This is a genomic window from Nitrospira sp. CMX1 (assembly GCF_054902215.1).
Map to the genome: position 1 here is coordinate 25,892 of NZ_JBUBKD010000012.1, position 23,823 is coordinate 49,714.

16 protein-coding genes are annotated in these 23,823 nt (G+C 55.6%); 9 read left to right on the plus strand and 7 right to left on the minus strand.

Annotated features, from left to right (window positions below; translation table 11 throughout):
- The first annotated feature begins 25 nt into the window (after window positions 1-25).
- Window positions 26-949 (plus strand): MlaA family lipoprotein, encoded by a 924-nt coding sequence (locus tag ACYX34_RS03675; RefSeq protein ID WP_462075206.1) that lies wholly within the window; start codon window positions 26-28, stop codon window positions 947-949.
- 921 nt (window positions 950-1,870) lie between these two features.
- On the opposite strand, the gene ACYX34_RS03680 is transcribed toward ACYX34_RS03675, so the two are convergent.
- The 6 genes from ACYX34_RS03680 to ACYX34_RS03705 all read right to left on the minus strand — a co-directional run bounded on the left by ACYX34_RS03680 (window position 1,871) and on the right by ACYX34_RS03705 (window position 10,931).
- Window positions 1,871-2,164, minus strand: coding sequence for a hypothetical protein (locus ACYX34_RS03680; protein ID WP_462075207.1), 294 nt, complete (start codon window positions 2,162-2,164; stop codon window positions 1,871-1,873).
- Window positions 2,165-2,600: 436 nt separating this feature from the next.
- Window positions 2,601-3,254, minus strand: a complete 654-nt coding sequence (locus ACYX34_RS03685) for a response regulator (protein ID WP_462075208.1) — start codon at window positions 3,252-3,254, stop codon at window positions 2,601-2,603.
- On the minus strand, window positions 3,251-5,986 hold the full coding sequence (locus tag ACYX34_RS03690) for a PAS domain-containing sensor histidine kinase (protein WP_462075209.1): 2,736 nt from the start codon (window positions 5,984-5,986) through the stop codon (window positions 3,251-3,253). The genes ACYX34_RS03685 and ACYX34_RS03690 overlap by 4 nt, the downstream gene beginning before the upstream one ends.
- 250 nt (window positions 5,987-6,236) lie before the next feature.
- Entirely contained in the window at window positions 6,237-6,983 is a 747-nt protein-coding gene (locus tag ACYX34_RS03695; protein ID WP_462075210.1) for an alpha/beta hydrolase, read from the minus strand.
- Between the two features lie 4 nt (window positions 6,984-6,987).
- Window positions 6,988-7,701 (minus strand): alpha/beta hydrolase, encoded by a 714-nt coding sequence (locus ACYX34_RS03700; RefSeq protein WP_462075211.1) that lies wholly within the window; start codon window positions 7,699-7,701, stop codon window positions 6,988-6,990.
- Between the two features lie 8 nt (window positions 7,702-7,709).
- A complete protein-coding gene (locus ACYX34_RS03705) occupies window positions 7,710-10,931 on the minus strand; it encodes a hypothetical protein (protein WP_462075212.1) in 3,222 nt (1,073 codons plus the stop codon).
- Between the two features lie 1,048 nt (window positions 10,932-11,979).
- On the opposite strand from ACYX34_RS03705, the gene ACYX34_RS03710 reads away from it, so the two are divergent.
- Window positions 11,980-13,077 carry a hypothetical protein gene (locus tag ACYX34_RS03710; RefSeq protein ID WP_462075213.1) on the plus strand — a complete coding sequence of 366 codons (1,098 nt, stop codon included), beginning with the start codon at window positions 11,980-11,982 and terminating at the stop codon, window positions 13,075-13,077.
- A 375-nt stretch (window positions 13,078-13,452) separates the two neighbouring features.
- On the opposite strand, the gene ACYX34_RS03715 is transcribed toward ACYX34_RS03710, so the two are convergent.
- Window positions 13,453-14,928 carry a protein adenylyltransferase SelO gene (locus ACYX34_RS03715; protein WP_462075277.1) on the minus strand — a complete coding sequence of 492 codons (1,476 nt, stop codon included), beginning with the start codon at window positions 14,926-14,928 and terminating at the stop codon, window positions 13,453-13,455.
- Window positions 14,929-15,126: 198 nt separating this feature from the next.
- Between ACYX34_RS03715 and ACYX34_RS03720 the strand changes: the two genes are divergently transcribed.
- The 7 genes from ACYX34_RS03720 (at window position 15,127) to ACYX34_RS03750 (ending at window position 23,823) form a co-directional block, all read left to right on the plus strand.
- A complete protein-coding gene (locus ACYX34_RS03720) occupies window positions 15,127-17,115 on the plus strand; it encodes a PAS domain S-box protein (RefSeq protein ID WP_462075214.1) in 1,989 nt (662 codons plus the stop codon).
- A 1-nt stretch (window position 17,116) separates the two neighbouring features.
- Window positions 17,117-18,523: a sigma-54-dependent transcriptional regulator gene (locus ACYX34_RS03725; protein WP_462075215.1), complete on the plus strand. Its 1,407-nt coding sequence runs from the start codon at window positions 17,117-17,119 to the stop codon at window positions 18,521-18,523.
- Between the two features lie 247 nt (window positions 18,524-18,770).
- Window positions 18,771-21,143 (plus strand): hypothetical protein, encoded by a 2,373-nt coding sequence (locus ACYX34_RS03730; RefSeq protein ID WP_462075216.1) that lies wholly within the window; start codon window positions 18,771-18,773, stop codon window positions 21,141-21,143.
- A gap of 73 nt (window positions 21,144-21,216) precedes the next feature.
- Complete coding sequence (locus ACYX34_RS03735) at window positions 21,217-21,459, plus strand: phosphoadenosine phosphosulfate reductase domain-containing protein (protein ID WP_462075217.1); 243 nt, start codon at window positions 21,217-21,219, stop codon at window positions 21,457-21,459.
- A 667-nt stretch (window positions 21,460-22,126) separates the two neighbouring features.
- Window positions 22,127-23,143: an isocitrate/isopropylmalate dehydrogenase family protein gene (locus tag ACYX34_RS03740; protein WP_462075218.1), complete on the plus strand. Its 1,017-nt coding sequence runs from the start codon at window positions 22,127-22,129 to the stop codon at window positions 23,141-23,143.
- A gap of 34 nt (window positions 23,144-23,177) precedes the next feature.
- A complete protein-coding gene (locus tag ACYX34_RS03745) occupies window positions 23,178-23,528 on the plus strand; it encodes an isocitrate dehydrogenase (RefSeq protein ID WP_462075219.1) in 351 nt (116 codons plus the stop codon).
- An 82-nt stretch (window positions 23,529-23,610) separates the two neighbouring features.
- Window positions 23,611-23,823, plus strand: coding sequence for a hypothetical protein (locus ACYX34_RS03750; protein WP_462075220.1), 213 nt, complete (start codon window positions 23,611-23,613; stop codon window positions 23,821-23,823).

The following is a 23,823-nucleotide window of genomic DNA, read 5'->3' on the forward strand; positions in this document are numbered from 1 at the left end:
CAGGTTGAGGAGGATCACGCCAAGAATGAGAACGATCATTACGTACAGGCCGCTCAGGCCGTTCCTGGCTATAGAAGGGTGTGCCCTTGCTCTTGTGTTGCTGCTCGCTTCCGGCTGTGCCGTTGCCAAAAGCACATCAGGCCCCATGACGTCCCAACCCGCACAGCAGCCCCAGGGCATACTGCCGCCTGAAGCCTCCTCCCAGACACCGCCTCCTGGAGCCGTTACGGATTCCTCTCCAGATGAGCCATTCGATCCCTTCGCTAAATCGGATGTGGAGGGGATAGAAGAGTATGATCCCTGGGAGCCGATGAATGCCAAATTCTTTGAGTTCAATCGGCAACTCGATCGATGGATACTCAAGCCGGTTGCCAAAGGCTACAACGCCGTTGTCCCGAATATCGTCCAAGTCGGTGTCAGTAACGTCTTCTACAATAGTCGTGTAACCCCGCGACTCCTGAATAACCTGTTCCAAGGGAAATTCAAAGGCGCCGGGATTGAAGCGGGGCGGTTTCTTATTAACACAACGGTTGGGATCGGTGGGTTTTTCGATGTCGCCCAACGGTTCAATCTCACTACACCGGAAGAGGATACCGGGCAGACACTCGGATTTTACGGGGTGAAGCCTGGTCCCTACCTGATGGTGCCGCTGCTAGGCCCCTATACGGTTCGAGACCTTATCGGGTATGGCGGGGATATCGCGCTCAATCCGATTTATTGGCTCATCCTGCCCACCATGCATAACATCCATTCGATTCCGACAGTGGTGGATGTTGATGAACGAGTGGCCACGTATGCCATCTCGATCGGTGCGCGTGCGACAGAGATCGTCAATGACCGTTCGCTGAATCTAGAAAAGTTTCAAGGCGTCGAAGAATCCACCCTAGATCTCTATGCCGCAGTAAGAAATGCCTACCTGCAGAAACGAGCTAAGGCAATCCGTGAATAGCCCCCACTCTGGATCGCGCTGATTTCCAGACAACTCGCGGCCCTAACAACTACCACGCGCAGCTGCCTCTCGGCAGCAGCCGCCATTTTCATTCGCATCTGATTGGCATGAGGATGAGGCCGTTACTGGCTAGTCTGCTGATGAGGCTCACAAAAGAGACCAAGAATCCTGGCAGAACTACCCATAGGGCTAATCTCGACGAGATGGCGAGTTAACCCGAACCACAGATCGCACACAACAGACCGCGGTTCCCATCCCGACCAACCCGAGGATCTTCAGCCGAGATGGGTTACCTTGCTCCGCAAGCAATAGCCTCTTGGAAGCAGCGCAGACAATTCTTACTGGCTCTTCTTCCACACGAATAGGCCGGCCACAAACAGCACGAGCATCACGATGATAAACATGATGAGAGTATCCATCACTACTCCTTTCGTTCGGACCCGTCACGCAACGAACTCAGTAGATAACAGCACACTTCTCAAGGAATGGGATTGGCCGACATCCTTCCCCTGAACTAAGTTGCAGAAGACATCACCATGGTTTGACGTCAAACAACAACTCGGCCCACCGCACCTTCGGGAACCAATGTCGGGCCTATATTTATTCCGCTCATAATCCAGTGTCAAGTAGCTTGCAATCAGTATTGCGACCGTCTGTAGGGAACACTCGCGACGGCGACCCAGAAGCATCATTGATCCATAAGTACATGAAACTCAATGATCTTTTCGCACGTGACCCTATTGCCGACACTCATTTCCCCCTCGGAGGGAAAGCCGGATTAATACCCCCCCAACTTTATTTTTCAAATTTCGAAATGTGATCCATTCGACGACACGCCAGCTCAACACTGTCTTCATCGAGAAATACAGTGGTACTGGAATAGCCCTAGAAGACCTCAGTATCGATGTTTCCTAGAATGGTTCAGAAAGGAAGGAGTGCGGTCGCGTTCGCTTCGGATGCAGCCTCTTGCATCGAACTCTGCTGCGACGCGGTTGATGGTGGTTCGCTGAACGCCGGATAAATTTGGATCGTATAAGTCCGGTCTGGATCCAATGCGATGCGAACCAAGCCGGTTTTACTCAGGTAATCGATGGCCAAGTAAACCTGGTTCCAAGTGAGGTCCGGGCAGAGCCCCACCACTTCCTCCATAGAGCAATCTTTCCCATACTCTTCCAACGCACGATGAACTCGCTCTATGATCGCTGCTACCAGCATGGCGCCTCCTACATAAACAGAGGTAGGTACCCTATCAGCATGATGGATCTTTCCCTATTTCCATCGCGCCTCATTCTTTGAAATATACTTGGCCTTTGCCTGATCGGTGAACTAGGGAAGTCACTAGTCGAACAAGGAGATCTTACTAGCAGTCTGGAGATTGTTGTGGGAGTCGAAATCTCTCTGCGCAACCTAACATAGACTCGGCATTGACCAAGAGATAGCGGAACCGAGATTCCGTGCCGAGGATTGGCAATGCCCGTCTGCACATGGGACTTGGATCGTTCAGAGGCTCATCCCTCTACCCGCCGACAACACCATGTCGGCACACCATCCTGGTGGATCTAGGAGAAACAGGGAGTCCTTCGAGAGATCCACCTGAAGAATCAGCCGAGTAGTGTCGGATGGGAGAAAGAACACCTATTGGAGCGTTCGTCTAGGAGGAGACGCTGACGAGGCCTTCGGCGATCGCATACTTGATTAAGTCCGCAGTGGAATGCAGATTGAGCTCGCCCATTATCCTGAATTTGTGAAACTCAACGGTCTTCACCGAGATATTCAAGATAGAGGCAATCGTCTTGGTCCCTTTCCCCTCCGCAACGAGCTGCAAGACCTCACGTTGCCGTTGAGTCAACGCGGTTACCATCGCCTTGGTCGATGAACCATCTACGGACTGTAGCGTGGCCGCCAACACATCCTTCGTAATCAGTGGAGTCATATAGTGCTGGCCTCGCATAACAGCCTGGATGGCCTGCTTGAGTTCCACGGCCGCCGACCGCTTAATGAGATACCCTGCCGCACCGGCTTTGAAGGCTTCAGTGGCATAGGTAGGAGTCGCGTGCATGGTGAGAAAGATCAGCTTGGTCTCCGGCACCAACTTAGTCAACTGGCGAGCCGCATCCAACCCATTCAGGAGCGGCATAGAGATATCGAGCAACACGATATCGGGACGCAGCTCCTGCGCGGCATTGACCAATGCACGTCCATCTTCTACCATCCCCACCACGTCACCCTCAGCTTCGACCAACTTCCGAAGCCCAGCCAACACGATCGCATGGTCATCTGCCATCAAGATACGTGGCCGTTTCATGGGACCTCCACCTCACAGGGAATCCAGGCACACACCTTTGTCCCTCCCTCCGGGTGAGATCGAATCTGAAAATGCCCGTGCAGTTGTCGTAGCCGTTCTTCCATACTGCTCAACCCCAACCCCCGTTGAAGGGTTTGGTGATCGCTCAAATCGATCCCCTTCCCGTTATCGGTCACGGACAACCCCACGCCTTTCGATGATCCTCGGAGCTGGACCGTCACCGCCGTCGCGTGCGCATGCTTGACCACATTTTGCACACTTTCCTGCATGACGCGGAAGAGACAGGTTGCATGATCGAGAGAAATTGCAGTCGGCACCCCGGCAATCTTGAGTGCAATGGGCAGACCGACACGACGGGACACTTGATGGACATGATCTTCCACCGCGGGACGGAGTCCAGCATGTTCTAGGAGGGAAGGATGCAGCCGATAGGCAAGCGTGTGCACATCATCGGACAATTGTTCCAGCTGCTCACGGAGCGCGGCGAGCGCTTTGGCACAGACACCGAGCACAGGAGCCGGCTGTTGTTCCAACGAGGCGACCTCCAACACCACGGCAGCTAACCGCTGACTCACATCATCGTGCAGCTCTCGAGCGATCCGTTGACGCTCACATTCTTGGGCGTTCAATAGTTTTGAGGTCAACTCTTCCAATTGCACTTGCTGCTGGTGCAGCTCCAACTGATTGCGATGCAACGTCTCTTCCGCTCTTTTGCGTTCCGTCATGTCACGATTGGACTCCAAGGCATAGTCCATTCCGCCATACGTGACCCGCACAAGTCGACTCTCGACAATCACCTGCCGCCCATCCCTGGTGACGTGGGACAGCTCACCGGACCAGCGGCCGTCTCGAGTGAGACACGCTTCCATGTCGGTCACCGTCGACAATGGATTGGTGCTGAGCAGTTCATGACTCCCGCGCCCGATCACCTCATGTGATCGCCAACCATAGAGCTCCTCTGCTCCGTGATTCCAATACACGATTCCTCCGCCGATCTTCCACGCCAAGATGGCATCGCTGGAGTGGTTCAGCATGTCGGCCTGCTGTTTGAGCAGCTCTTCGGTATGCTGGCGCTCTGTGATATCGACAGCCACCCCTCCGAACAAGGCCGACTCTCCCTGATGATCAACGATGGGAAACTTACTGACAAGGGCGTGTCGAACTTCTCCATGCTGGATGAAGGACTCGACAGTGTGCAACGGGACGCCAGTCTCCTGTACTTGCCGATCATTGCGCGTATACGGTTCCGCCACCTGAGTCGGCCACAATTCGTCCGCGGTCTTTCCGTTCCAGTCTTTCCCCTTCAGCAGAGATTCTTGGAAGAGTCGATTCACATACACATATCGACCCTGGGCATCCTTGATCCATGCAAAGCCATGCAAATTATCCATAAATGAAGCAAACCGGCGCTCACTGACTTTTAGGGCCTCCTCGGCCTGTTTGCGCTTCGTAATATCGATCATTGCACCCAGCGTTCGAGTGGGGCGGCGCGCCGGTCCGCCCTGGTCAAACAGGGTCCAGGCTCGAAAGCTGATCCACCGCACGTGGCCATTCGACAGCAGCAGGCGGTGCTCGACCGAATACAACTCGTCGTTCACAGGGTCAGACGCCTGCTCAATCGCCGATCGCACCATGGTGCGATCTTCTGGATGGATCAACTGGATGAACCCTTCCAACGAGGCAGGGGCATCGGATCCGACGCCGTAGATTTCCCGCATCACCGGAGACCAATAGACGTTCCCTGTGCGATGGTCCTGATCAAGAATCCCGAAGTTGGCTAATCGAACGACCTGATCGGACCGTTCCTCCCGTTCATGAAGCGCCTTTTTGGCTTTGACCCGAACCGTCACGTCTTCCGTAGCAATGATGATTCCACCGACTTCATCACTGCGATACCAAGGCCGAACATCCCAGGTAATCCATTGGCTAGAGCCATCACGCTGAAGGAACTGGTCTTCGTCAGCATGTAATACCTCTCCGGCAAGACCTCGCTGGTGGGCATTCCTCCAGCGCACGTGACTGTGCGGGAAGACATCATAGTGCGATCGACCGAGGATCCCGTCTGTGAGGTGGTAATCATCAATCCATCGCCGGCTGGCCGCCAGATACCGCATATCACGATCGAACATCGCAATGGCAGCCGGCGCATGCTCGACGAACAAGCGAAAGCGTTCCTCACTCTCCTGCATCGCCGTATTGGTTCGCTTGAGATCCGCCGTTCGCTCTCGGATACGTTGTTCCAATTCCTCAGCCGTCCGATGCAATGCCTCCTCAGCCTTCTGACGATCGGTAATATCGTTACCGATCGTCAGCACGCAGGGTGTCCCTCTGAGCGTAATCAGGTCTGCAGAGATCAGGAATTGTCGAAGGTCACCGTCCCTGACCCGTACCAATACGTCGAGATTTGTGACGGTCCCTTGCGATCGAAGTCGATCAACCAGTCTGGCTCGGTCTCGCGCGTCTGGCCAGATCCCCAAGAACAAGGTAGTCCGACCGATGACTTCCTCGCGGCGAAACCCGAATGTCTTGAGGCACGCATCGTTGACTTCCAGGCAACGCCCGGTTTCAAGTTCCGTAATACCGATGGGATGGGAACTGAGACGGAAGGCTTCAGCGAAGAACTCGTCTCTGGCTGACTCGGTCACAACTCCTGGCCGATCTCCGACTCGCTGGACCTGAGCACTCGGTCGCGCTCTGATCCACCGCTTCTTCTTCGTAGCTTTTGGTGTCATCACTGGCAATGAATTCTAGTCCACTTACGTAGCTCTCGCAAGATCCGATTCCTGAACACATAAAGATAGGTTGCCGAACATGAGAAACCCTCCCGCACTCGGAAGGAACTAAGGGAAGGACACTGCATTGAGTTGACACACAGGCATCGCCATCATTGCCGAACACGTGGGCAGAGCGATCTGCTATATCCGGAGTCAGAATCTTCCTGTTACCTCCGACCACCAGACGCCAGTAGGATTCAGCCCCGTGTCATGCCTGCTTCAACACCAGTCGCCGAAACAGATCGAGATGTTCGGGGCTGCTCAGCCGATGGTCGCCGGGGATGAGCCGCAGATCAAGCGGGAAACTGGGGTTGAGACGCAACAGCTCATCGGAAAACCTCTGACTCCCCTGCGGTGAGACAACGCTATCTTGCTTCCCATGCAGAATCGTCGTCTTCACATGGCGCACGACATCAAATGTCTTCGTCCAATACTGTTCGCTTTCTTCGACCCACTTCCACGACAACGGCCAGTCTCTATGCAACGGGTCATCATCCCACGGCATCCATCCGGCGGTATGCCAATCATGAAGCCGTTCCTTCTGGATGCTCTTGGCTCGTTCACCCATCATGTTGAACGCGGGTGCAATTAAGATGAGTTCTCCTACAATCGAGAATTCCTGCGCAACCAGCCAGGCAATCCGGCTACCGAGCGAATTGCCGATGATCGTGACGGGCGGACCAGCTTGCATGGATTCGAGGACTGTCCTTGCATCGGTGATCCAATCGGAAAGCGTATAATCCGTAAAGGATCCCTCCGAGTCGCCGAAGCCGCGCACGTCATAACAGCAGAATCCCCATCTTTGCTGCTGACACCATTGCACCAACGCCTTGCTCTTGTTGCCCCAGCGTTTGGAGAGAAAACCCGTGATGAACAGGATCTGTCGTCCTGTCCCATCGAGTCGATCACCTCTGATACGTTTGCCGTCCGCCCCGATCAGCTCAAACGATGTCATGGTCTTATCCCAGCAGCTTCGTGATGAATAGGCTCAGTCGCCGCAACACCGGCTCAGGTATTCCATGCCCGCCGCGAAAACTGTGCCATTCCACAACGAGACCTGATTGAGTCAACGCATCACGGAGACGTTCAGCACCGATATGGGGAAGGATATCGTCTTGTAGGCCATGACTTTGAAAGACCGGTAGACCTTTGCGCTTCGACATCAACGGATTCCAGACAGTCTGCGCCAACAGATTACCGGACAACTGTACCAGGCCGGCGAAGGGATAGTCGGTATGAAGCACGGCATCGCAGGTAAGCATGGCCCCTTGCGAGAATCCACCAATGACCGCTCTCTTGTAGTCGACAGGGAACTGCCGTGGAAGCTCCTTGAGAAATGTGAGTATTCGTTCACGCGCGAGAGCCAGCCCCTGAGGGACCTCTACGGACAGATCGCGAATGCGGCCTGCCTCTCGATCAGCCTGGATGCGTGCAAAGTCGATGATCCACCAAGCCCGCGAGTCGCCGAACCCCATATTGAGCGAGAGCGGCGCTTCAGGAAAGAGCCAGCGGGTCCCACGGGAAACCTGGATCACATCTGCAAGCGGGACCAGGTCGTCACCTGGGGCGCCGAATCCATGGAGCAGGATGACAACCGGACCATCGCCTCCGCCTCTTCCATCTGAGCCGCCGGCGAGTCTGACCTTTAATCCACCGAGTGAGGCTTCGCGCATGCCATCCTCTAGCTGAGATACAGATACTGCAGCAACGCCACCAGACCGTACAACGACGATTCGACGACCGGCTGTTGATAAAGCGGCACAAAGGCACCCTGTTCATTGTCTTCCACTTCGCTGATCACATGCTGAATCTGCTTCACACGAATATCGTGGTCCTTCCCGATACCCAAGGTTTGAACGATTTGTCGGTTGAGTCCCGCCAGCATGGCCGCTTTCGCCTGACTAGCCGATTGATACAGGAGGAACGCTCCGAGGAGCGCGACCAGAACATTGACCGACCAGGACAGTAACAACAAGAGCGGATAGTTCCAGATGTCGAAATACTCGTTACGCGCGGCGATCATGATCAGGAGCGTAATAAAGGGATAGCGGATCAGTCGATTGATCACCTCTGTCCGTTGCGCAATCAGATCCACCACGGCGAGATACTTCAACTTCTCGAATTCCGCGCTCTGCGCCTCCCCCAACCCATAATTGCGCAGGTACTCTTCCTGTACGCGATCGGACCACCCTCCCGTTGAGCTGATCACCCACCCGACCCATCGGCGGCAGAGCATGACCGCATCGAAGACCGCCAGGTTCAGCAGCACAACGATCCCGACGCTGGCAAGCGTCATGAACGAGTCGGCGTTGCAACTCAGAGATCCACGGCAGGGATGGATATATTCTTCGTCCAACACGAAATGCCCGATGGCCCACATCGCTCCCATGTAGAGGATGAACAGGAGAACCGTGCGAGCCATGCCTTGGCTCAGCTGGCTCGCTTCTCGATAGCGGCCCCAGGCCTGGTCGACCTTCATTAAGGTAACCGAGGCAAGTGGATGGTAGACCCGCTGGAGATTCGTCCAAAATGTGCTCGGCGAGAGCCGCTGACGCTTCGCAGTGTTTTCGAACTGAAATTTTTCGTCGATCTGTTCGCTGTTTTTTTTGAGATCGCGGGCACCCTTGACAAACAGGAGGACGGACAGCACCACAACCACCACACGCAGCAACTCGCTCGGCCAAATGCTGACGCCGGCCGTCCACGAAAACGGCTCACCTTCGTCATGTCCGGCCAACAGCGCGTCGGCGCCGCCGGCCACGACAAAAACTGCAAACAGCGCGACGAGCACGACCGCCGTGATGCTCAACACACGAGGATACCTCACGATGCCGGACCAAAGACGCTGGTTGCTCCAAGCCATCAGAATGAACAGCGCGAATCCCACAACCGTCCCCGCCGCTACCGCGGCATTGTCGAATCCGATGCCTTGCCGTAGCTGGCCGTACCCGTCCGTATAGCCCAGATCCGGACGGAGCGGATGAATCGTCCGGATACCTTCTTGTGTGACAAGGCTCAAATCAACCGCACCGTTTCTTCCCACCTCGAACAATCTCGGATGAACTCCGGCATCGTACACACGGTCCTCAGGCATCAGTACAGCATGATACGTCGACCTGCAGGGACCGCTCGTCATGCCAGACGGCTCACGACGACACATGACATGACCGACGGCCTGCAAGGTCGCAAAATAGGTCGACGTCTGATAACTGCTCCGAAAGGGTGGGACATCGCGCTGTAAACCACCATCCAACTGCAGCCCAAACGGCGACGCCATGACCATGTTGCGTGTCCATTTGTACTCACTGGGGTGAAGATGTCGCGCATCCAGACCGACCGTAAAGAAAATGGCGTGCGGGAATGCAGGACGGAGGGCTTTGATAATCAGCAATGAATCATACGGATCAGTTCCAAAAATCCCGATGGCTCGAGCCCCTTCTCCCTCGTCATGGATTCGGTTCACCAACGCCCGCACATAGTCCAACTGACTGGTCCCTTCCGGACGCTCCCGCTGGCTGTCTTTGGCGCTATCGGCACGTGCGGCTTTGTTTTTGTCTTCCCCCGGCACTTCACCATCCAGCCCGCTCAGGTAGCTGTACCGCTGAACATTGAGACGCAACGATTCATAGTCGGCTTGCTGCCGAATTTGAAGATCGACGGCATGGGGAATATCGGAACACCATTGTTTGATCGTTACCGGAACGTCGATCGTCATAAGATCCCGCTCGGAAAAGGTCGCGATCTTCTTGCACGCAGCAGCCCTGAACTCGATCGGGAGCGTCCTTCCGTAGAACGAATCCCATTCACCGATCAGGATCACCGCGTCCCAGCCGAGTCGAACCTGCCGACGTTCTAATTCCTCGACCAGTGATTCGAACAACTGGTCATCCGACCCGATATCATAGGTCAGCCGGATATTTGCACCCGTCAGTCGGCGAGCAAATTCCTGTTCACAAGACGTGTAGGAATCGCAGGTTGAACCTTTCCCACTCCTCGGCTTGAGTCCGTAGGCCAGGAGCCCTTTCATCGCACTACTCCACGGGGAATACAGCTCGATCCAACCGTCAGTGTTCGGCCAGACGCTGATTCCCACATGTGGCTCGCCATAGGACTCTCCCGCCTCGGCCAGGAGCGCCCGAAATGCCGAGGAGCTGTGAGGGCCGAGGATCTTGAAGGTGACCGCCCGTTGCAGTTGCGGATTCAAGCGAACGAGCTTGCGTGTGTCCTCGGTGAGGAGACACTCGCTTTTCGTCTCAGCCTCTCGACAGACGAGCGCTTGAGAGAAGGATGTCAGACTGGCGAGAACGCCTCGACCGAGTGCTTCGTCCGGGAACCAGACGACCAGCACACTGTGCGAGCGCGACGACTCCTCATCACACAGCCTGGTCCGTCTGAGTCGGTACCACTCATAGGGAAGCGCCGACAGAGGACTCTGTGGGTCCCACTCGACAAATGACAGCTGACCTTCCTGTTCAGGCACATAACACGCGACACCGAGTGCCGTACCAATGGCGTACCGATCTCGAAGGCGTGACTCGGTGCTTTCGACATAGGGACCTCCACTGGTCGTCACCAGGAGGACCGTAAGACGCTGGCCCTCCTTGACCCGCTCGGTAATGGCTTGCCGAAGCGACCGGAGCCGTTGTGTGAGTGGAGGGAACGGTGTAGCGGCTGATCGGTTCGTCTTGACTTCCCGTAGGCCCCGCTGCACCGCGGCGACAGGATCTTCCCACAAACGCGCGCGTACCGCTTGCTCTTCAACGGTGGCCCTCATGTCCAGTCCCATGCCGACCGGACGTGAACTGCGCAGCGGTTCCTTAACCAACATGGCTCCCGCCAGCGCCAGCACCAGGGTTAATGCCCCTGCCACGGCAATTTTTGAATCGCTTTGCTTTTTGGCCATCTGGCTTTTAGGAGATGAGTGCCATCATCCAGACACTTGTGCAGCGTCCGTGCGTGACACTCTACATCAGACATCCGAGACTGTGAAGTAGAGAGACAGCGCGATGGACGGTAGAAATAGGGTGGCCTACGGTTCTTACGATGAGCAACTGACTGCTAAAGGCTTACCCCAACTCTCGATGGAGAGAGGGCATACGTTTCCATGCCTGGGTGGTCTTTGAAGGGCTCTTGGAGCAACGTGAAGAGTCGATCGATCTCGGAAAGGTCTTAGCTCTGCGCGTTCTCAATCTCGATTTGGGCCAGGCAATTCCTCAGCACGTACTTGGGATTCACGCGATCCATCGGTCACACCGTTCGTCGTCACGGCTGCCTTCCGCTTGCAACCAAAGCTTGATGCCGTACGGCCCACTTATCAAACCCTTGCATGATCGAGAAAATACTCCCGCGACTTCTCGCTCAAGACGTTCTTCTGCGTGCAACCGGGCCACATGTCAAAACACAATCGTGTAGTCCGCAGGACTCCAACCAACACTAGGGATAGATCCACTGCCACGGCATTGTTGGAGTCGCTTGGCTTCTTTGCCACCTCGCTGCTCGAAGGATACGACGCCTTACGATAAGGCGCCCTGAACCCAGACGCAGCGCCTTACAGGAGCTCGTTAACAGCATGAACCAACAACCCCTTGACGGCCGAGGATGGAGTCTGGACAGAACCTTGTACTCGATCATCATCAGGCCCCAGAATCGATACCCCTCCCCCTATCAGTACACTCGTTTTCGCACGTCTCGCTCATTGCGAAATCGCTCATATTCACTTGTTACATCGAAGACCACCATCAATCGCACGTTGCATTTGCCATCTAGTGCCTCACTGTGCGCAGTAATTCTTCTTTCTGTTTTCGCACACCTCGCTCATCACTGTGTCACCTAAAGCCGTATGGAGTGAAGATAGGGTTTTGAGGAGGTATTTATTTTGCTTCCAGGTCTAGGCAAGAATAGGAAACCGATTGAAAGAAACTCTAGCCGCTCAATCCTGGAGGCAGATCCTGATGGGCAACTCGGCCTTGACTCAAGCAAGTCCAGACAGTTCGGTGATTCGAAACCTTCCCATACAACAGCGAATTGATTGGCTGATGGAACATGCCCGCCGCTATGCCCAGGTCTACCAGAGTCCGGAATCCTTTCTGGCGCGCGAACGGTACAGTGCGAAACATGACACTGCCATCATTGCCCTCAAATGCATGGACGGGCGCCTCAATCTCTCCGTGGCCACCAATACCCCATCCGGAATTATCCAGCCGATCCGCAATATCGGCGGTCGCTTCGACATGGGATGGCCACATTTCGGAGAGGTCATGACAGAGCAGGTCCAGCACATGGTCCGACATGGCCGACGTACGCTGGTCCTGATCAATTACCACTATTCAAAGGGTGATCAACATCGTGGCTGTGCGGGTTGGGGTTATAACACCGATGCCTCCCGGGACCATGCGCTGCGGACCAAACGGCAGGTTGAGGAGGTCTTCGGCTCGGCACACAGCACGGTGTACCCCCTGGTCTGTGGATTCGAAACCGACGAGGACGCTCTGATTCTTCACGGAAGCAACCATCGTGACATCTTGGACCTCTCGACCGTTTCCACACAAGATCTTGCTTCCTTGCCTGCCTCATTGTCTCGGCTGTATCCCGACATGCCCGAAGAGATGCAGGAGGATCTCTTGCCTCTCGTACAGGGCAACATCGCCCATATCGAGGAAATCCGAAAAAGCGACCGCACGCTGGAGATCGTCCATCACGAATGGATGATCGGTATTGGACGCGGGTTCCACTGGCTCCACATGCCGAACCTGGCGCTGATTATCGGCCCATACAGCCCAGAACTTGCCGATCCGCTCAGCAAAGCCGGTGGGATCATTGCGGCCAACATGCGAGACGACCGCATTCCCGATGATGGCTTTCTTCTGCTGGCCGTCGCCCCCTACCAAGAGGTCGGGGTCGATCGTGCACGTGCCACGCTCAAGAGCCGATTTATGGCTGATTTTGCCGCCCACATCATCCGATCAGACCATGCCAAAATTGCGGACAAGATCAATATCCGTAAAGCAGTCCTCTCTTGGCACACGCGCGCACTGGAGCTGATTGTATGAGCAAAAGACTCCCTCGCCATTGGACAATCATGAAACTATTTATCGGGAGTGAACTGATTTCAAGACAGATGACAAGCCACCATAATCGGAGCGGTCAATGACACACAAAGATTCCTTGGCTTGGACTCGCCGGACATTTATGAAAACCTCTCTCGGTGGTGCCCTGCTCGCAGGCTATAAGTTATTGTGGCCATCGGCCGCGCAGGCTGGCAACCTACCCACCACAACCCAACGCCCAGACCGCGAAGTCATACACAATGTTGAGACAGATCCGTTTGGTGTCGCGGGACTAGGAGAGAGCGGCATGAGAAAATCACGCCTTGGATTCGAACTCTGTCCCGGCCGTACACCTGACAGGTAGATCATCAAGCTGATTCAGGATGAACAACTGACTGCCAAGTGTTTCCCCCAGTTCGGTGGCGGGAGGGCGTAGGATTCCATACCCGGCTGGTCGGCAAAGGGAGTTTGGAGCAATGTGAAAAGTCGATCGACTTCAGAAAAGTCTTTGTGTTGTGCCTTCTCGATTGCGATCTGCGCAAGATAATTCCTCAGCACGTATTTGGGATTCACTCGATTCATTCGGTCACACCGTTCCTCGTCGCGGCTGCGTTCACGTCGCAATCGATCTCGATAACGTACCGCCCACTCGTCAAACCGCTCATGGTTGAGAAAGTGCTCACGCACCTTCCCATGCACCTCATCCTTCGATGTGGAGAATGTGCTCAACTCTCGAAACACCGTCGTGTAGTCCGCATGGCTCCCTTGAAGCAGTCCAAGGAAATCTCGAATCAGCTCCGCGTCTCCGGTCTGTTCATCCGCCAACCCGACTTTCTCCCTCATCTGCTTCTGATATTCCCGATCAAACAACGGTTGATACGTCTCCAGACCTGCTTTGAGCGCTGTTTTCTCTGCCAACGGCAACAGAGTCTGAGCTAAGCAGCTCAGATTCCAGAGTCCGATAGAAGGCTGCTGGTTGAAGGCATAACGACCGTTGTAATCAGAATGGTTGCAGATAAACCCCGCATCATAGTCATCCATAAACCCATACGGCCCATAATCCATCGTCAGACCGAGGATCGACATATTGTCCGTATTCATCACCCCATGAGCCCAACCGACAGTCTGCCAGTGCGCGATCAACCTCGCGGTTCGTGCAACGACTTCGGTGAAGAAGTGCGCATACTTTTCGTCAACATCGCGGAGGTGGGGGAAATGCTGGTCGATCACATAATCGGCCAGGGTTTTCAAATGGTCATATTGCTTTCGGTAATAGAACACTTCAAAGCTCCCGAAGCGGACATGTGACGGCGCCATCCGAACCAACATTGCACCGGTTTCGATCTGCTCGCGATAGACCTTGTCGTCACTACCGACGATACACAGTGCCTGTGCGGTCGGAATGCCAAGCCCCTGCATCGCGGCACAACAGAGGTATTCACGGATCGTGGAGCGCAGCACGGCTCGACCATCCCCATCTCGAGAAAACGGCGTCATCCCCGCTCCTTTGAGGTGAAGATCCCACCGTTCACCTCGTTCGTTCGTCGCTTCTCCGAGGAGGATCGCACGCCCATCACCCAGCTGTGGGACATACACCCCGAATTGATGGCCTGAATACAGCATCGCGAGTGGCTCCATGCCCGGTGCGAGGACATTCCCGCCGAAGAGCGCTGCAAACTCTGGCCGCGTCAATTGCTCGGGGTCAAGGTCGATCAACTCAGCCGTAAACTGGTTGGCATGGATCAAATAGGGAGGCGCGCTAAATGGAGTTGGGTTCAATCGTGCATAAAACGCCTGGGGAAGACGGGCATAGGTATTATCAAAGGACAGCGTTTCAAGTGTTCGCTGGATCATACCTTTCTGTATCACGACCCTCATGGCCTTTGCTATGCCTTCAGTAGTTCGCGCGGAATGCGCTGTCCACTGAGCTGGCCAGTACTCGTCACGATCCAGGGCACTCCCTTGTCCACCTCTTACCGCTCGACGATATCTTAGCTACCTCGGTATACTACCCGTTTACGACGTGCCGCCGCCCCACAAGAGGAGCTCTGTGTGAAGCGCCGTACAACACTTCCCTCTCGGTTCAAAGATTCGACTCGTGCCAAACCGGAAATCGCCGCCGCTGAGGTATTGGCGTGGGTAAGCGATTGCCTGGAGGGTGGGCTGTGCCTTATGGCCAAGGGGATTCTGGTGTTTGAGAATTCACAATTCGGCGAACTGGTGGAAGCACCGACTTCGGACTCAGGCCAGTCTTCCACTCATGGGGCCTCGTTACGATCACAGCTCTTTGCTGATGCGATGGGCTGGAATAAGAAAACGCTGGGAGTACGGGGTAGCAAGACCTATCGTCTCCTGGATCGTCACGGTCAAACATTCGTCTACGAATGCCGCTACCACGTGGTCCCCTACCATGGGGAGACCGGCGTGCTGTTAGTCCTGCAGGACGTGACCGAACATACGGAGTTGGTGCAGGAAGCCTCCCAGATTGCCCGTTTCCAATCGGTCCTCGCCCGGATCGGAACCCTGGCGGTCAGCGACGCTCCGGCACAGGAGCTCATGAATGAAGCGGTCAAACATACGGCGGAAGCGCTCCAGGTCGAACTCTGTAAGATTCTCGTTCAACGGGAGTCAGACGATCATCTCGCCGTCGTCGCAGGAATCGGCCTGGCCCCTGACCTGATCGGGAAGTTGACCATTGAAGGCGGTACCCATTCGCAAGCCGGCTACGCCATCCGTGAGCGACTGCCTGTCGTCGTCCGAGACCTGCGCAAGGAAACGCGCTTCACCCCCTCGAAACTGCTCACTGAGCACGGTGGCATCGCCGGCATGTGCGTGCCGATGTTGGTCGAGGACCGCGTCTATGGAGCCATGACGGCCCATTCAAAGTCGGTTCGTGATTACACGGTCACGGAGCTCGAGTTTCTCTGTACCGTTGCCAATACGGTCGCGACGGTATTGGAACGACGGCGACGGGCCGATACACAGCGGGAGCTCTACCATCGACTCTTCATGGCCGCGCAGGACGGGATCATGCTGACCGATACGGAGGGTTGTATCTTGGAATGGAACCCGGCACTCGAACGGATGACCGGTTGGACCAGCGAGGAGGCATTGGGCCAACGGCCTTCGCTTCTGAAGTCCGGGAAGCATGGCCAAGAATTTTACGACCGGCTTTGGCAAGCGCTCAGGGCGGGGCAGCCCTTCGTCGATCGGTTCGTGAATCGGCGGAAGGATGGGTCCGACTTCCTCGTGTGGGAGAGCGTGAGTCCCGTCAAGGACCGGGACGGCAAGACCCAGTCTTATATGGCCATCCTCACGGATTTGACCGAACGCGAACGCATGCTGGAGGCATTACGCCACGCCGAGCAGGTGAAATTGGTCGGCCAATTGACCGGTGGCATTCTCCATGAGGTCCGCAATCCATTGATCGGGCTTGGCAGTCTGGCCACCCACCTCGCCGATCAGGAACACTTGCCGCAGACGGCGAGAGATCGTTGCCGGCTCATTGCTCGGGAAGCCTCCCGAATTGATGAACTGCTGGAGTCTCACTTAAGCCAACTTCGGCAGCGCCCGTTTGATCTCCATTCCTGCGATCTTCCCTCGCTTATCGATGACACCATGACCTTGCTGAAACCCAACTTGACCAAACAGAACGTTCAGGTACGAAAGACGATTGCCCCGGATCTGCCGTTGGTGGAGGCCTCCCGTGCGCATCTCCAACAGGTCTGCCTCAACATTACGATGAATGCGATCGACGCCATGCCGAACGGTGGAGACCTCACGATCACCATGCGAATGGAACCCCGACGAGGTCCTGGTGTGCTTCTTGCTTTCTCCGACACTGGAAAGGGGATTGCCCCAGGCGATCTCAAGCGGATTTTCGAGCCGTTCTTCACCAGTGGGAAGGCAAAAGGCGTTGGGCTTGGACTCACCATCACCCACGACATTATCGAACGGCATGGTGGTCAACTCGTGATCACAAGCCCTTCCGGCAGTGGCGCGGTGGTAGACGTGTGGCTTCCCTTGAAACCCGAGCGATAGTATGACCTGGCAACTGCTTCTCGTTGAAGATGAAGCGTCTGTTCGCGAAGCCTTCGCGCTGCGCCTCAGCGATCACGGGTATATGGTCCAGACCGCGAGTTCAGGCGAGGAGGCGCTTGGGCTGTTGCGCACCGCTGAGCCGGATATTCTCGTACTTGATCTGGTCATGCCGAACCTCACAGGCCTGGACGTGCTGGCCCGTGTCAAACAGACCTCGCCTAACTTATTGGTCATCCTGGTCACCGCGAGAGGCACGGTAAAGGACGCCGTTGAAGCGACGAAACTTGGTGCCTTTGACTTTGTCGCCAAATCCATCGACATGGAAGACCTCCTGCATGCACTGAGCAGAGCGACGCAACTGCTCACGTTGCAGCGCCAGGTTCATGTGCAGAGCGGGCAAGACGCTGACCGATACGCGCTTGACCGCGTCATCGCCAAGAGCCCTGCCACTCAGATCTTCATGACTCAGGTCCGGGAGCTCGCCAATAATGACCGTGTCACCGTGTTGCTCCAAGGCGAGACCGGCACTGGGAAACAGTACATGGGGCGGGTGATCCACTATAACAGCGCCAGAGCCAACAAACCCTGTATCGAAGTCGACTGTCCATCGATTCCACGGGAGCTCTTTGAGAGTGAACTCTTCGGCCACGAGAAAGGATCATTTACTGGAGCTGTAGGTCGCAAAACTGGCTTGATCGAACTTGCGGAGGGAGGGACCCTCATGTTCGACGAGATCGGCGACCTCCCCCTCCCGTTGCAAGCGAAGCTGTTGCGGGTCATCGAGGAACGGACGCTCCGCCGCGTCGGGGGATCCGCCACGATCCCAGTGGATGTGCGTTTCATGGCGGCCACGAATCGCAATCTGAAGGAAGCGGTCACGAAAGGTGAGTTTCGTGAAGATCTCTATTTTCGACTGAACGTCGTGACTCTTGTGATCCCCCCCCTGCGTGAACGGCAAGACGATATCATTCCCTTGGCGGAGCAATTCATGACCCGTTCAGCCCTCTCGTTGAGGAAGCCGGTTCGTCATCTGGGCGAGAGTGCACGAGCGATTCTGTTGCAGTACCATTTTCCAGGCAATGTGCGTGAGCTGAGTAATCTGATGGAGCGGGCGGTGCTCTTCTGTCCCGCGGAGACACTTGAAGCGATGCATTTCCCCTCCGATGTGCGAGAGACGCCCGTACGGCCGGTCACAGATGCCGTTCGTCATAAATCGGTGTTCTCTGATACCGCGAATGCCGATCACATCCATCTATCATTCCGCCTCGGTGAATCCCTGTCTGACCTTGAGGACCGCATTATCAGTGAAGTATTGCAGCGGTCTGACGGAAATAAATCTCTGGCCGCCAAGCATCTTGGGATCACCCGTTGGATGCTGGATCGACGGCGAAAGCCCCATGCTGAGTGAGCATGGGCGCACATTCGCACAGTGACCTGTGCACTGACACACAGCCTACCTTACATCCCCAGGGATAGCTGCAACACTACCACCCACTTTCCCCCGTTTCTGATGACACTCGAACAACTATTCCCCACCTTTTTCTGTAACACTCAGGACTGGCGATTGCATCAAATAATGACGCCACTGCGACCACAACTGGCATCACCGCACCGGTGATCGTTCTTGATCTTCTTACTGCCTCGGAGCACGAACCATGTTGTTACGCCCCATTGGACTTGTCATTCTCCTGGCAGGCGAATTCTTTTTCGCTTGTTCCTCATTGAGTAACGCCGCACCTTCCCGAATGAAGCCGAGCGAGGACGCCGGCCGCTTTGTCCTCCGCTACGTTGAAGCCTTGTCCCACTCCCAGATCGAGACGTGGGCTTCAGCCGACTTAGGCTGTCTGAACCGCGCTCGGGAAACTGCAGGCATGCACCCAGCCAAATTATCGCCGGAGATGGCCCGACGTTGCTGGGACGACACGTTACATGGTCACATCCTGATGGTGAGCCAGCAAGCGGAATCCGGCGTCTTCAACGCGACTGGACGAGGAATCGGGCTTGGGCTCCTGGCTGACCGCCACCGTACCACGGAAAATTGGAAAGACTACCCACCGACGGTCTTCGTCTCTCCACCGATCATTTTGAACGACCACGCTCCGATTCCTCAGACAACAGTCATACGAACCAGTCCGGTGCAATCATTTGCCCTGTCGAATATCAAGAATGATTCGCTAGTCTCCGTATCCGGTCAAGCCGTCGATATTCAGATCGTCTACCCTGATCCGTTCACCGCCCCGCTCGCCCTCAGCCCAGAAGAAATCTGGTGGGTGAATGGATCTCAACGTCAGTTTGGACCAGTGCGCGAGGTTACGGCTCGGTTTATTGTAGTGACCGGCTTGCGCACGTTCGGCTTCAGCGTGGATCGAGCCGTGATGAATGAGGTGTTGCCCGGCACCCCACTGATTGCAACTACCCACTATGGTCTCCGTCCGGACAATGGGAGGAAGTTTGACCGAGCTGATCCGACCCAGCCTTTAGTAAAGGGAGAACTCGTCCCAGGGTCGGCGCAGTGGTGGAAACGTACTGAGGCTACGCCTATCATACAGGCAGCCTTGGGGCGAGCCTCTCATCTTTCATCGACCGCACGGGCGGAATTGCTGACTCGACTCCTCTTGATTGATCCGAACCATACAGACGCCCACCGTCTGCGTGGTGAGGACGCGTATCAGGCCTTCCTCAAGCAAGGCGTTGTAAAAGGTGGCTTAGCAGCCAATGACGGGGAAGCACTACAGCGAATCGCTGAACTGTACTGGACAATCCAAGCCCAAACCTGGCGGCAGGAATTAACGGCGGTGACGGAGGGTTATGAACCGGCAGCAGACGCACTCTATCGATCCCTCGCCTCGTACGAGGCCTTGGGACAACTTCATCAAACCACGGCAGAGCAGCGCCGACGTCTTGGTGTATTGACCCGCTGGAACAATGATCCGACCGATGCCCTCGGCATCCATGAGGCGTTGCTACGCGATACAACCCCTGGTACGGCCGAGTACGCGAGGATCTTGACGGAGATGGCCTGGGATCGCATCCAGTTTGTATCGTGGAACCGACGCTATGACCATCCTTGGCTGCAACAGGCCCAAGCCGAAGCGGAACAAGCTGTTGAGCTGTTGACGCAACCTCACGATATGCTCCATGCGCATTATGCACTGGTTGCAGTGGAATCACTCTCGGTGCCGCGCCATCTGGATCGGTTTCAGCAGCGGATGCGGCAGACCAGACAGGATCTGGATGAGATTGCTGGAGTCAAAGGTCTGCAAGGGCAACTGGTTGCAAACGATCTCGTCAAGTCACTGACTCCGGAAGCTGCCGCAATCGTCTTGCCGAGCCCACCGCGTTCACGTGAAGTCCTCGATGTGGCGGTCCACGCCAATCCACCTAAGCAGAATATCATCTGGCAATGGAATTTTGATCAAGACCAACTGGGGCGCCTTCCTGCCGGATTCGCCACGCTGGACCGACAGAGCGAACAAGCTGATGGATGGCAAGTCCAAGTCGATCAGGTCCTGCCGAATGGATCACAGCGATTGGTCCGCGCCGCCCCCTGCCGGGCACAGGACTGTGCCCGGCTCCTCGTTGCCACGGAGGTCAGAACCACTTACCCAGATGTAACCGTTCAGGTACGTACCCCCAGTTCTACTGAGCAAGGTGAACTTGGGCTCGCGATCGCCGTCACAGACCCGTCCAATTATTACGCCATCACGCTTCGGCCAGGAACCGGCTTGGTTACGACCAGACGCAGTGTGAATGGCATCGTGACCGTCCTGGGACAAGTCACTGCGAAGCTCGCGCCAAAATCCTGGCATACGATACGAGTCCAACGAGTCAATTTCTTGCACCTCGATAAGGGGAGGCTTGCCGTCTACATCGATGGCGCCCAAGTGGCTGCCGTCGATGATGCAGTCTTACCCCAGGACGGACAAGTAGGACTCATCGCCTTGGGGCCAGTTGAGGCACAGTTTCACGGGCTCCACGTATTGGACTTGGTCTCAAACCAGACATTCTCGAAACCCGCAGCCTATTGAGGGCTTGGAACAACGACCATGAAACACTTGTGGGTTCGGGAGAAAAGCGTTCCTCGAGCATGCACCGTTTCCATTGGTACATACCGATACCGGATATGGAATGCCCGAACTGATCGAGTATCGGGATCGGCTCCGTCGCGAATGGCACCTCGGCCTGGTCGTTACCAAAAACACGGAGGCACCGGCAGCTGGCATGGGGCTGGAGCAAGGACGCATCACCCATTGTACAGCCATGCAGATCGAGGACCTCAAGCAGACCATGGTCAAACACAAATGGACTACCGTCATCCTCGGCATTCACGCCGATGAGGAATGAGCCCGTGCAAAACTTCATTACGAGATAAACACGGCGAATGGGTTTTCGAGACCAGCCGCCGGAGCTGTGAGACCAATTCAATACGACATTCCCTGCCGGCTCCCATATCCGTGTCCATCTGCTACAGGATCGGACAGGGCTAAATATCTGGGAATACTTGAATCTCGATCGAATTCCGCTCCCCACGCTCTATTTCGATCAAAGCAACGGGCTGCGGCATCGAAGCCTGGGGTGCGTACCTTGTATCGGTACGGTTGCGTCCTGCACCTCTAGCATTCCTCAAATCATTTCCGAGCTCCACGTGACGTCGATCGCAGAAGGGAGCCGCCGATCTCACGGTGCGAAAGCTTGGGCCCATGTCACTCCCTCATACCCTTGCGGCCGGACACACCCGACTCTGCGTTTCATGATACTCGCTGAGTGGTTCGCAGGATGAGCACACGCGCACGATGTTCCGTGCAACACGTGTATGGGCGCACGCTTCAGAAGCTCAGGATAATTTCTGACCCCCTCACTCCCAGCATACCTGCTTTTATTTGTGTGCATTTGCAATTCGTTTTGTTCCTCGCAGCAACATGATTCGACTGGAATCGCATTTGCACTGTTCCTCCCATAACAAGAAGGGAGCGGATGGTCCGATCGCCCTTGCTGCTTAAGGGAGGTTTCAATGGGAAAACAGCATGTCATCACGATGTTACCGGGAGAAGGCACCGGCCCGGAAATTTGCGAAGCGGTGCGAATGGTGATCGACGCCAGCGGCGTCGACATCAAGTGGGAGTACGAAGATATCGGTTTGGACTGCCTGGAAAAGTACGGCACACTCTTGCCTGACAAGACCATTCAAAACATCGCCAAGAACAAAGTGGCACTCAAAGGTCCGACGACGACGCCGATCGGTACCGGACACAAAAGTGCCAATGTGACACTTCGTAAAGTATTTGATCTCTACGCGAATGTCCGGCCGGCGAAGCTCATCCCCGTACTCAAACGGCCCTGGGACAAGATCGACATCATCAATTTCCGCGAGAACACTGAAGACTGCTATGCCGCCATTGAGCACATGGTGTCGGATGAAGTCGCGCAATGTCTGAAAGTTATTACCTGGCCGGGCTCCTACCGGATTGCCGATTTCGCTTTTAAATGGGCTCAGGCGAATGGGCGCAAGAAGATCTTCTGCGTCCACAAGGCCAACATCATGAAGATGACCGACGGCCTTTTTCTCGACGCGTTCCGGGAGGTCGCAAAAAAATACCCGGACATCGAGTCCGGCGACATTATTGTGGATAACTGTTGCATGCAGCTGGTGAGAAATCCGGCCCAGTTTGATTGCTTGGTGCTCCCCAATCTCTACGGCGACATTCTGACCGACCTCTGCGCTGGACTGGTGGGAGGCTTGGGATTTGCACCTGGCGCCAACGTCGGCGACGGCTGCGCAATCTTCGAAGCCGTACATGGCTCGGCACCGAAATATGCCGGCATGAAAAAGGTCAACCCCTCGGCCGTGTTGGTTTCCGGCATCATGATGCTCCGGTGGCTCAACGAAGAGGCGGCTGCCGCGCGCATTGAAAAGGCCATGCACGCCGTGCTCGACGAACGGAAACATGTCACGTACGACGTCGGTGGCACAGCCAAAACAGACGAGTATGCACAAGCAATCGTGGACAAGATGCACGCGAAGGCCTGAGCCTCAGCGCAAAGACCGAACAAGGAGATATCCTATGCCAACATTTACCGAAACCGCCAAGGCGACAAAGAAGAAGAGAGACATCAAGCTCGTCGGAGTGGACATGTACATCATCACGGAGAAGGGCATCCCGAAATTCGATGATGTCGGACCATTCAAATGTGAATTCATTTCGAACCGAGGCACGAAGGTCTGGCCTGGCTTCGTCAGTCCCGATTTACTTCAGGTTAACTGGTACCGATGCCGCTTCATGGCGACCAAGGAGGTGCAGGACGCAGATGTAAATACCTTCCTGGACACCCTGACCAAGAAGGGTTGGTGGTGGTCTGCCGCGCAAAAGCTGTGGAACTACGACGGCGAGCCCGGCTTCAGCAAGGCCTATTGACGCCTGCATCGAGGCGATGGACGTTCGCGGGAGCGCCATCGCCTCAGCCATGGAGCGGCACGCATCTCACTGGAGGTGAGGCATGAAAGTCTTGACGACTGAAGACCTTGGAATTGCAACGTGGGAAGGCATAGAAGCTCCTATGCCCGAACTGGAACCATCCTCTCCTCGACCCCCTACAGACTCAACGGTCCTGACTGAACAGCAAGAAGCATTTCTCCGTGATCGCTTCGGCATCAAACTCGAAAATCCTCAAACTGGACAGTGGATTCAATCCTGGCGCGTAGAGGGGTAA